Source organism: Roseivirga sp. BDSF3-8, from assembly GCF_041449215.1.
Taxonomy (GTDB): domain Bacteria; phylum Bacteroidota; class Bacteroidia; order Cytophagales; family Cyclobacteriaceae; genus JBGNFV01.
In genome coordinates this window covers 1-11,617 of sequence record NZ_JBGNFV010000002.1, presented here as the reverse complement: position 1 = coordinate 11,617, position 11,617 = coordinate 1, and the positions used below count along the sequence as shown (strand labels likewise).

Below are 11,617 nucleotides of genomic sequence, written 5' to 3'. Positions count from 1 at the left end.
TGTTCAATTATTTTCTGCTTAGAATACGGGGCCCAGTTCGGTGGCAAGGCTCATAAGCAGAGGTTCCATTTTATCTGAATTGGTAAATAAAACGATTCCGTAGTTCTCTTCGGGTATGATCATGGCATATGCCTGAAAATCGTGGTTGTTACCGGTATGCATGTACATCATACCATGGTCTGAGGGTTTCATGGCAAAGCCGAGGGCCCAGCCTGTCTGCCCTATTTCCTGCTTAAGGTGATTGGTGTCGGCAAAGTGGGTATGCTCCCGCAGCATTTCCTCGCGGGTGGGGGGCTTTAGCCCCTGGTCTTTCATGAGGGCAATGAGGAATCGGGCGTATTCTGCTGACTCGGTGTGGAGGCTGTACCCGGCACCGAAGGCTTTGCCCTGGGGGCCGCTGTCGGTGGGCTCTCCTGCCTGGTGGCCGGTGGCTTTATGGGCGGCGAGGTGGTCTGTCCAGGTAAAGGAGGTGTGACTGAGGCCCATGGGGATGGCTACCTGGTCCAGGAATACCTGGTTAAGGTCGCTTTCATATCCTACGCCGTTTAGCTGGCCAATGACGGCGGCAAGGTACTGGTAGGCCTCACCAGAGTAGGAAAAACCGGTACCGGGCCTGAATGCGAGCTTAATGCTTTCTCCATGGCTCCAGTTAGGGAAGCCTGTGCTGTGCGCGAGTACCATGCGGCCGGTGATAAGGCGGTAATCTTCGATGGAAGATGAGTCTATGGCGGGGTGGGGCATATACTGGTGGAGGGGCTTATCAAGGTCAAGGGTGCCGTTCTCAGCCATTTTCATAGCAAAATAGGCAAAGAGCGGCTTTGAGAGTGAGGCTGCTTCGAAGATGGTCTGATTGGTGACAGGCTGACCGGTTTCTATATTTTTCACGCCCAGGGCAGCATGGTAGGCTATTTTACCCTCATTGATTATGGCAAATGAGAGGCCGGGCACTCCCAGGGAGTCCATTTTACGAAGCAGCATGGCATCCAGGCTTGCATGGTCATGATACCGGCCATCAGGAGATTTAACAGGCTGTGCATCAGGTTGCGACCAGGCGGCAAAGTGGATGAAGATGGCGGCCAGGATGAGGTAAAGGGTCTTGTTTTTCATGTTTACGAATGTTTAAAAGTAGAAATGTGTCTTCCGTGATGCATCGGCCATTGGACAAGACGGGAGAAGGAGAGGTTACAGGTGATGAGAAATTTTTTTGAAAAAAAGGGAAATGATGGAGTAGCCAAGGGACAAGAAAAAGACAGGACTGGCATACCGGACTTGGTCAATTCCTTCCCAAAAAAATCTTATCTTATAAAATAAATATAAAAAATGGCCGCACAGTGGAGCCGGGTACACAGCACCTAACCATCTTACTAATATTCTTCACTACCACCACAAAGGACGGATAGGATTTACTGATAGTGGAAATATAACAGGTGGAGCAGGGTGACATTGGGAAGGCGAGGCAATAAAAAATATACAAACTAACCCACTATATGTCTGTAGAAAAATTTGATGCGGTGATAGTCGGCTCGGGCTTTGGTGGCTCGGTGATGGCTTATCGCCTGGCTGATGCGGGTATGCGGGTGTGCCTGCTGGAAAGGGGCCGTGCATACCCGCCGGGATCTTTCCCGCGGACACCGTCTGGCATGAAACAAAACTTCTGGGACCCGAGCGAGGGACTTTTCGGCTTGTTTGACCTGTGGTCTTTTAAGAAAATAGAAGCCATGGTATCGAGCGGGCTGGGTGGCGGTTCACTGATCTATGCGAACGTGCTACTGCGAAAGGATGAAAAGTGGTTTGTAAAGGAGGATCTGGCGAAGGGCGGCTATGAGCACTGGCCGATAAGCCGGCAGGATCTGAATCCGCACTATGACCGGGTGGAAAAGATGATGGGCACGGCCAGGTACCCTTTTCACCAGGAACCATATAATGAAACGCTGAAAACGGGGGCTTTTATAGAAGCGGCGGACAAGCTGAACCTGAACTGGCACCACCCTCCGCTGGCGGTGACGTTTGGCAATGAAGGGGAAGCGCCGGAGACGGGGGAGCCTATCGGGGAGGCGCACCGGAACCTGCATAATAAGACGCGCTATACGTGTACGCTATGCGGTGAATGTGACCTGGGCTGTAACTACGGCAGTAAAAACACGCTGGACTTTAACTACTTGTCTGAAGCGAAAAGGCTGGGAGCGGATATACGTACGCTGCATGAGGTACGGAGCTTTACGCCATACCAGGGAGGCTATGAGGTCACATACGTAAAGCATGACCTGGATATGGCGGGGAAGCCGTCTAATACGAGGGACATGCCGCTGCACCGGATGCAGGCGGACCGGCTGATACTGGCGGCGGGGGCGCTGGGCTCAACGTACCTGATGCTGAAAAACCGGGAGGCACTGCCCGAAGTCAGCAAGCGGCTGGGATCGCGCTTCTGTGGAAACGGTGACCTGCTGTCTTTCATTTTCGATGCCAAACAGAAGAACAGCGAAACGGGCATGTATGGTCCGCGGGTGCTGAACCCAAATCATGGCCCGGTGATCACGACGACGATACGGAAGGGGGATAGCCTGGACGAGGACGGTAGTGAGGGCCGGGGCTTTTACCTGCAGGATGCCGGCTACCCGAGCTTTCTGAGTTGGGTGGCGGAGTCGGTGAATACGCTGGCTACGGTGAAGCGGACGATAAGGCTGATGAAAAGCCTGGTCATGCGCCGCCTTATAGGGGATACAAACTTTAGCTCGGAGATACAGGAATTTATCGGGGGCCGCCTCTCCTCAACCACGGTGCCGCTGCTGGGGATGGGGCGGGACTTCCCTGATGGGACACTGAACATAGTGAAGGACAAACGGGGGGTGCCGCGCCTGGTAAATGACTGGCACATAAAAACGAGCCAGACTTACTTTGACTCGCTGAAAAAGACGATGAAGGACATGGCTAGGGCCCTGGACGGTAAGTTCATTGTGAATCCTACCTGGATGCTGAAGCGGGTGATCACGGTGCACCCGCTGGGGGGCTGCCCGATGGGCCGTAGCTGTGAGGAAGGGGTGGTGGACAGCTATGGGGAGGTATTTAACTACGATAAGCTGTATGTGACGGATGGCTCGATACTGCCCGGGCCAAGCGGACCGAACCCGGCGCTGACGATAGCGGCGGTGGCGGACAGGTCGGCTGATAGTATCATTGAAAAATATAAATCCAAAAACAGAAAATGAGCAACGAAACGAATAAAAAGGCGCTGATACTGGCAGGGGGAGGCATGAAGGTGGCTTTTCAGGCTGGTGTGCTGCAGGTGTGGATGGACGAGGCGGGACTGACGTTTGATCTGGCAGACGGGTGCAGCGGGGGCTGCCTGAACCTGGCTATGTACTGCCAGGGGATGACGGGGACACAGATGGCTGATAACTGGCGAAACTATAACCCGCTGGGTGCGATAGAATTTAACTTTACGGAGTACGCTAAGCTGTTTTATGCAGATAGCTTGTTTGAGCTGAACCGCTTCCGGGAAAAGGTGCTGGGAGGCTGGCAACTGGACTGGAGCAAAATAAGGGCCTCGGAGCACGAGGCGACATTTAACGCCTATAACTTCAGCCGCCACAAACTGGCTACCTGGACGCCAGATGAGATGACGGAGGACAAGCTGATATCGTGTATATCGCTCCCAATGTGGTTTCCGCCGGTGCGTATGGAAAATGAGACATACATAGACTCGGTGTTCATCACGGACGCAAATATGGAGGAGGCGATCGCACGGTGTGCGGACGAACTGTGGGTGATATGGACAGTGAGCACGCTGGATGAGTACCACCCGGGTTTTGTAAACCAGTACTTCCAGATCATCGAAACGAGTGCCAACGGGCACTTCCGGCGGATGCTGGACCGAATTGACCGGAATAACGAAGCTATCGCGGCAGGCAAGCCGGGCGAATTTGGCCGGCATATAAAGGTGCACCTGCTGGAATCGGAAGTGAGCATGCACTACCTGATCAACTTTAGCCAGGACCGGGTGCATGAGGCGGTAAATGCGGGGGTGAAAGCGGCCCGTGAGTGGTGTGCTCAGCGGAACATGGCACTGACCATAGAAAAACCGGATGCTCCGGTGGAGGTGCATGAGGCGCAGACGACGCTGGAGTTTACTGAGGAAATGAAGGGCTTCATATCCGGAGTGGAGCATGACTATGATAAGGCTTACCGGGAAGGAAAAAGAAACGGAAACAGGCTGATGTTTCGCCTGACGATAGACATACAGGGGGTAAACCGCTTTGTAACGCAGCCGGATCACAGCGCAATAGCCAGAGGGTATGTGGAAAGCGATATGACTGGCGGACGGGCGGGTGTGGAAGAGGGCTGGTTTAACCTCTTTACGGATAAGGGTGACCCGCGCATAAAGCAGATGCAGTACCGTCTTTTTCTTAGAAATGAGGCGGGTGAGGCGTTTACGCTGAGCGGCTTTAAGGAAATAAAGGATGACCCGGGGTTTGATGCCTGGGAGGACACCACGACGCTCTTTACCCGCATACGAAAGGGCCATGTGAGGGAGGAGGAAGAACTGGCAGCGGAGATACTGGCTTCGGGGATCTTACGGATTCACCTGACGGATTTTTTGAAGCAATTAACGACCTTCCGCACGACAGGCCCTACTCTGAGTGACCGCACGGCAGCACTTACACGTTTTGGGAAGCTGTTTATGGGCAACCTATGGGAGGTATATGCGCGCTTATTACTTAATTGAACCGGTAAACAGAAAAAAATATGTCCTCTACCTTACCTGATATACCTGAAAAAGAAACTGATACGGGGTTTGTGAGAAAACCCATGGTGAAATGGATGAGCCCGGGGGAACTGGTGCGTGCGGGGATAAAGGCGCTGCTGTCCTCGCTCTTCGGAGCGTATGCGGACTGGCGCGAGGTGCAGGCTTTGCGGGCTGATGTAAGCTCGCGTAAGCTGCAGGGGAAAGAGATGAAGGATGAGGCACGAGACCACCATGTGGCCCTGAGCGAGGTGTATGACCTCTCTCACCGTGATGAGGTGTATTTTGACTATGTGGCAGATCTGGGGGATGGCTTTAATGCGACGTACACGGTGGCAAGGGCGCTGGCGGAGGAGGGGCTGGACATTGGCGGAGAGAAGACACGCCGCGGCGATGTGCTGATAATGGGGGGCGACCAGGTGTACCCTACGGCTACGCGGGAGGAGTATAAGAACCGGATGGAGGGCCCGTACCGCTCGGCGCTGCCTTTTGTAAAAGATGAGACAAAGGCACCGGCGCTGTTTGCCATACCGGGAAACCATGACTGGTATGACGGGCTTACGAGCTTTATGCGACTGTTTTGCCAGGACCGCTGGATAGGTGGCTGGAAGACGCGGCAGAAGCGGAGCTATTTTGCGATACGGCTGCCGGGCAACTGGTGGATATGGGGGATAGATGTGCAACTGGCCTCGGACATAGACCTGCCGCAGATGAACTACTTTCGCTCGATAGCGGAGCAAAGTGCGGAAAAAGAAGGCCCTTGCAATATTATACTGTGCACGGCAGAGCCTACGTGGGTTTTTACAGATGATGACGGTGAGGAGGCATACAAGAACCTGGAGTATTTTGAAAAAAACACGATCACGGGCTATGGCCATACGCTAAAGGTGGGGCTGGCGGGTGACCTGCACACGTATGCCCGGTATGAAATGGAGGGTACGGGCAAACAGCGGTTCATAGCTGGGGGTGGCGGTGCGTACCTTTACCCTAGTCACCAGCTACCGGAGAGCTTTAAGACACCGGCGTATGACTGGAAAAACCGGAAGGTAGTGAGTGAGCATTACACACTCAAAAAGAATCCGGAAACAGGTAAGAAGAGCCTGTTCCCCTATACAGCGGACTCACAAAAACTAACGATGGGGGCGCTGAAAATGGCCTGGCTGAATAAGGGGTTCAGCCTGCTGTTCGGGGCAATCTATGTGATATTTGCGTGGCTGCTGCAGGGCAGCTCAAAGTACGCGGGACATGAGCATACGGGGACGGGTGGACTGATGGAAAACACGATGCTATGGGAGCTATCATATGCGGCCAATGGATGGGAGGTGTTCTGGTATGTAATTAACCTGTTTCCGCATAACATTGCGGCGATCATATTGGGTCTGGTGCTGCTGGCGGGCTTGACAGGTTTTGCTCATCATCAGCGTACGGTGGTGAAGGTATTGATGGGGCTGACTCATACTCTATTGCATCTGATACTGATCGTAAGCCTGATGTGGGCTTTTAGCCAGTTAAACATCCGGGCCCTGGGGCTGGCTGTGGAGGCTCCTCTTCAGATACTACTTTTCTTTATCGAGATGCTCCTTATCGGCGGCTTTTTGGCGGGTACGCTCTTCGGCATTTACCTGTTACTGGCTAACTTTCTGATACCGAAAAAGAACGGCAAGAAGGGTGTGCATGCGAATGAGGTACTGGCCTGCCAGCCAAACCCACACTTTAAGCACTTCCTACGCCTAAAGGTGGATAAGGAGGGCACGCTTACGATTTACCCGACGGGCATCCGCAAAGTGTATACCCGCTGGAAGTTTCAAAAACCCGCGGATAAATACCAGCCTCACTATGCTGCGGATAAGCCTGTAAATGATATGGTAATGGCGATAGAGAAGCCGGTGGTGATTGGAAATCTTAAATTGATGAAAAAGTAATCTGCTATGAGGCTATTGGTTGTATGCCTTTATATGCTCCTCTGGTTTACAGCCTGCGAAGAGGAAAAAAAGATAACGGGTAAATGGGAAATGGAAATAGACTATCCAGCCGAAATAATCTTTAATGAATTCAGGCTGGACAGCACTACTCTTACGAACCCCCTGGTGAAATACAGCTATAAATCGGAAATGGTGCTATACCTGGACCGGTACTTTAAGCTCACTAGCACTGAAGAGGCGGCTCTGTACGGAAGTAAGGACACTATTATTCTGAGTTTTAGTACTAGCGAAGCGGGGCCATACAGATACAAGGACCGTACGCTGCTGATGCAGGTAAAAGACTCCCGAATTATGTATAACGATAGTCTTACGCGCAACTTTTTCAGCCGTGAGGAAAATAAACTGGAAGGGTTTCTAAACAGCCACTATTATGAATTTGATGTAATGGAGCATACAGATACTGTCATCCGGGCCAGAACACCCAGCTATATGGGCTATGCATACCTGCGGAGGGTTGGAAAATAATAAGGAAGCGGGTATGCTTATATTTTAAAGAGCTGCCCTTACTTAATAGCTGCGGTATCTCTTTTTAGCACAGCTATCATAGGGCTAAGGTCTGATGTATCAAGAGCATTTAATCCTGCAGGTGATTTGCCTTATTGTTTTTTGTCCTAACCCCTTAATAAAGAGAATCTGTAGAATAGTATACACTCAGGGGAAATAGATGGAACAGTTGTTAGACACCCTTTCCGGCCGCGAGGTAACTTTTGAGGAAAAGTGACTTCATCTCTTCGAAGTTACTTTCTTGGGTACGTATGCATACTACCGCGGCCACCTTTCCCTAAGTAGCAGGGTGCTTCATTAAACTTTAGCGGGGGAAAGGAATTTTGCGGGCAGAGGTGCGATTTACTTTCACCCGGAGGGTAGGCTGCGTGCCTATGGCACTTGGGGTTAATTGTGTTTTGTTGGGCTACATAGCCTGCGTCCCGATGGGACTGGCCTAGTTAGGGATTAGCTAATGAAGGCGTTGAATAGAATATACTCTGGGGTATAGATGAGACAGTGGTAAGGCTCCCTTTCCCTACATAGAGTTGCGCTTCGTTTAACTTCAGCGGGGGAAAGGAGTTTTGCGGGCTGGGGTGCGAATACGCTATCAGCTTATTTAGGATAATCCGTGCGATGACTATAGGCAAGCGGAAGGATGAATAGGAGAATAACCGCCCTCAATTCTGTGGCCTTTATTATTTAACCTTATTGTAACTAACTACTGTTAGGCAATCAAAAATCTTCTTCTATCTGTCTATCTAAGGTCTTTTCTAATTCGTATTCAATGGATTCACTTGAATCATTTGAGATATGCACAACGGCCTGAACCAAGGCATGGACCATTCCAGTATCAGATTTAAGTATGGAATAGGAAGGCCAGACCGTATGTCTTTTATAAATCACTCCGTATTCTTTACAGTAATAGTACTCGCATTTTGCATCGGCAGCAGGGCTATGGCCTTGGTAGATAGATATGATGAACTCCTTATCGTTGACGAAAACCTTTAGCTGGATATCGAAAACCAAATTAACAGTATCACTTTCTGATGTAAGCGACGCTAAGGTTCCTTCTCTCAGATAATATATTTCCTTGCATCCATCGTCATACTGATAAACCAATTGATCCTTATTATTTTCAATAGCTACTACTTTTTCTTTGCTCCAACGCATCTGATCCACTTCAATGGTGTAATGATAGTACCAGGAAGTGTTAGATTCTTTTTGGCATGAAAAGAGCAGTGAATATGAGTAAAATAAACCTTATAAGGGGCGAAACAATAGCCATAGATTCAGGCCTTTTACTCTGATAATTCTTTAACATGGGATTCTCTATACGGGGTTAGAGAGTACTTCTTATGTCCTAACCCCTTAAAAATAGGACTAAGATTCTACAAGTTGAGTTGTTAGTTTTAGCTTACCATCTGTTGTCTGTTCCAGTGGCAAGTTACGTAGTTTCTTGGCGCTGTTTGTTCTTTTAAGGAACTGACTGGGCGCTTGTTTTCCAAGGCTGCCATGTAGACGCTCGTGGTTGTAAAAGTTCATAAAGCGATTGAAGGTCTCCTTTGCTTCCTGCAGGTCCTCGAACTCATATTTTGAGCATACGGCGCTTTCTATGATGGAATGAAAGGACTCAATATAGCAGTTCTCCTGCGGTGTAGCTACATGCGTGAACTCATGCTCGATGGCCATTTCCTTTAGGTATTCCCGAAATAGCCCTGCCTCAAACTGACTACCGTTATCGGTTCGTAAGGTTGCTTTTTCAGGTAACTGGTAATGGTAAAGTATTTCTTTCATTAGTTCGATCACCTGGTGCTTGGTCACGCTCCAGGCCAACCTGTAGCCTAATACTCCCCGGGAGTATACATCCAATACGGTAATTAGCAGCGCATTACGATGCTGACCGTGAATATAGATATACTTGATATCGGTCTGCAGGCATTGAAAAGCTGCTTCCGGGCTAGGAAGAAGATCCTGAGCAATGCGTTTGCCACGTTTGTTGCGCCTAATGCGCTGACTGAGCAAGCGAGCCTGCTTCATGAGCCGATAAACTTTTTTCTCGTTGATAACGAGCCTTTCGGTGTTTTTCAACCAGGCCGCTACCTTCTCATAACCATAATCAATAAACTCCTGGCTTAAGAGCCATTCGATCCGCTCCAGCACATAGGCATTGCTGTAAAGAATACCATCATAGCTCAGGGTATGTTGGCTTACTTTACGCCCTCTCTTGCCTGTCTTGGATTGATAGTAATAAGAGCTTCTACTCAGGCCACATAAAGGCAGCACTTTATATGTAGCATAACCCAGGTTAATATACTTTTGAGCAATCATGAGCCTGTACGCTTTTTGGCAGTGCTTTTTTTTAAAAGCTCTTCTTTAATGCGCAGGGCCAGCTCTTTTTCAGCCAGCATCTCTTTTAACTGCTGGTTTTCCTTTTGCAAGCGCTTAAGCTCAGGGTCTACTTTATAATGCTTGCTGGCTAGGGCATCTATGCCACCAGTATCATACTTTTCCTTCCATTGATAGAAAGTATTGCTATAGATACCGTGCTTGCGGATGGTGGCTGTAATGCCTTCCTTTTCTGCTTCTAAAAGAATCTGAAGCTTCTGTTCAGCGGTCCAGTGTCTTCGTTTCATTTGAGATACAAGTTAGTAAAGTTAACTTGTAGAATTCATTGTCCAGTTATTTAGGGGGCTAAGAAGCTTAATATCACGTATTTTACCTTTAAACTTATTGGGGTGCGTGAGGCCTACACAAATTTGCAACATGTTATTTTGCTTTATATGTATTAGCAGAGTCCTTAAAAATTAGTTCTACTTCAAAAGGGTAGCGGTAGGAATCAATATCATTTAGCCTAAAGGTACCAGATTTTATGTTTGTATCAGGACTTATGGGCTTAGGAGTGTAGAATGCCTATAGTGACATTGCTCCAAAGCTAAACTACGCTGGCTGAAGGCCACTGTCAAATACGATAGAAGAATCAAAAACAGTAAGCGGATTTTCCTGGGAGCTTGGGCTATCCACTGTGCTTCATTTACACTTACTCTGTAATGTTATGTGAATTATAGAAAACACTATCATTCACACTAATTTCTTTTACTATGCCAACCGAATCGAAATATAAATTAATCCCACGGGATTTCCCTTTTTCAAAGCTTTCGACATTTGAAATTACTCTACCTGAGGGATAGTATGCTTTGGCAACTCCATCCATAAGCCCATCGTCAAATAAGTATTCTCCGATCAAGTACCCTTTAAAGTATTCCTGGGCAATTCCGCTTACCTTACCTGAGTTGTAATTCAGTATGAGAAACAATTCACCATTTCTTTTAAATTCATACCAAGTACCGGTTTTATCATTTCCCTTCATATAGCCAATGGTTTTTGGCTTACTATTTTCGTGATATGTGACCATTACTCTTTTCTCAGATGTACAGCAGCAAAGACTGACTACTATTAGCAATAGTAGCACGCTAGTTAACAGATTCGGTACTTTTCTATTCATTATGAGTTCTAGTATCGTAAATAACTAATGACTCCTTCACGCCTTCTCAATGTTAAATCATGATCCTCCTAAACTATCTATTGCCATAATCCTCGCTCTTTCCAGCAGTTTGTCATATACGACAATATCGTATTTAGCAGAAAACAACAACTCTCTGTCATAGATATGATATTCTTTTTTAGACCTTTCGCTAAAAATTAAGTAAAAGCTATCGCCGCTAATACTTTGCCCCATGACTGGCAATGCTTTTTTACCCTGTGAAACTATCTTTACGTTACCCAGCCTGTCATCTGTAATAATTATTGTATCTAAATATTTTAGATTTTTACTGAAAAACAATTCATTGTAATACCACCCTGAATCAGTTGCCTGAAAAGTAAAAGGGATTTCTCTTTGAGTATTTAAGGCCTCATTTGAATTTATTTTGTATTCACCCACCTCACTCATATAAATATAGACAGAGTCGTATATATGCTGTATTTCCTGATTGTCAGTTAAATCTCCATAGACATATTTAAGCTTTAACTCACTTACTGATTCATCAGGGGAGCATGACGTAAAATACAAAAAGGCAAAAAATACAATGGACAGGTCAATACTGACCTTTTTCCTCCTTATAGCTTTTCCCCCTATATCTTTCTTTGCCATGGACCTCATTGAGTGATCATCAGGTTTTTAATTTACGACATTTACGGTTAATCCGGCCTCTGGAGATTGATTAGCCAATTACTCACTATCCCCAATGTCCATGGCTGTCATGATAAGCATTGCTTTGATGCTAACTACTTTCCCGGGAGTGTAGAGGAGAAGCCGTAGGGTGCCCTTTCCCTACGTAGGGCTGTGCTTCACTCAGCTTCACCGGGGGAAAGGAATTTTGGCGGCGGGGGTGGAAGTTACTTTCACCGA

At 48.0% G+C, this 11,617-nt stretch carries 10 protein-coding genes; 4 read left to right on the top strand and 6 right to left on the bottom strand.

The annotated features are described in order from the left end of the window. Window positions 1-18 precede the first annotated feature (18 nt). Window positions 19-1,107 (bottom strand): serine hydrolase domain-containing protein, encoded by a 1,089-nt coding sequence (locus tag AB9P05_RS23725; protein WP_371911391.1) that lies wholly within the window; start codon window positions 1,105-1,107, stop codon window positions 19-21. A 380-nt stretch (window positions 1,108-1,487) separates the two neighbouring features. Between AB9P05_RS23725 and AB9P05_RS23720 the strand changes: the two genes are divergently transcribed. Genes AB9P05_RS23720 through AB9P05_RS23705 form a run of 4 tightly spaced genes read left to right on the top strand, consistent with a single transcriptional unit; the run spans window position 1,488 to window position 7,188 of the window. Then, window positions 1,488-3,206, top strand: coding sequence for a GMC oxidoreductase (locus tag AB9P05_RS23720; RefSeq protein WP_371911390.1), 1,719 nt, complete (start codon window positions 1,488-1,490; stop codon window positions 3,204-3,206). Further along, on the top strand, window positions 3,203-4,723 hold the full coding sequence (locus AB9P05_RS23715) for a patatin-like phospholipase family protein (RefSeq protein WP_371911389.1): 1,521 nt from the start codon (window positions 3,203-3,205) through the stop codon (window positions 4,721-4,723). Before AB9P05_RS23720 ends, AB9P05_RS23715 begins: the two co-directional genes overlap by 4 nt. Before the next feature lie 20 nt (window positions 4,724-4,743). Continuing rightward, window positions 4,744-6,663 carry a metallophosphoesterase gene (locus tag AB9P05_RS23710; protein ID WP_371911388.1) on the top strand — a complete coding sequence of 640 codons (1,920 nt, stop codon included), beginning with the start codon at window positions 4,744-4,746 and terminating at the stop codon, window positions 6,661-6,663. A gap of 6 nt (window positions 6,664-6,669) precedes the next feature. Continuing rightward, window positions 6,670-7,188 carry a hypothetical protein gene (locus AB9P05_RS23705; RefSeq protein ID WP_371911387.1) on the top strand — a complete coding sequence of 173 codons (519 nt, stop codon included), beginning with the start codon at window positions 6,670-6,672 and terminating at the stop codon, window positions 7,186-7,188. Window positions 7,189-7,941: 753 nt separating this feature from the next. On the opposite strand, the gene AB9P05_RS23700 is transcribed toward AB9P05_RS23705, so the two are convergent. The 5 genes from AB9P05_RS23700 to AB9P05_RS23680 form a co-directional block, all read right to left on the bottom strand. After that, entirely contained in the window at window positions 7,942-8,379 is a 438-nt protein-coding gene (locus AB9P05_RS23700; protein ID WP_371911386.1) for a hypothetical protein, read from the bottom strand. Between the two features lie 210 nt (window positions 8,380-8,589). Beyond that, window positions 8,590-9,537, bottom strand: a complete 948-nt coding sequence (locus AB9P05_RS23695) for an IS3 family transposase (protein ID WP_371909475.1) — start codon at window positions 9,535-9,537, stop codon at window positions 8,590-8,592. Continuing rightward, window positions 9,534-9,842: a transposase gene (locus AB9P05_RS23690; RefSeq protein ID WP_371909474.1), complete on the bottom strand. Its 309-nt coding sequence runs from the start codon at window positions 9,840-9,842 to the stop codon at window positions 9,534-9,536. Before AB9P05_RS23690 ends, AB9P05_RS23695 begins: the two co-directional genes overlap by 4 nt. Window positions 9,843-10,246: 404 nt before the next feature. Then, window positions 10,247-10,576: a hypothetical protein gene (locus AB9P05_RS23685; RefSeq protein WP_371911385.1), complete on the bottom strand. Its 330-nt coding sequence runs from the start codon at window positions 10,574-10,576 to the stop codon at window positions 10,247-10,249. Window positions 10,577-10,768: 192 nt separating this feature from the next. After that, the gene (locus AB9P05_RS23680; RefSeq protein ID WP_371911384.1) at window positions 10,769-11,359 is read right to left on the bottom strand and encodes a hypothetical protein; all 591 of its coding nucleotides are present in this window, start codon (window positions 11,357-11,359) and stop codon (window positions 10,769-10,771) included. Window positions 11,360-11,617 lie beyond the last annotated feature (258 nt).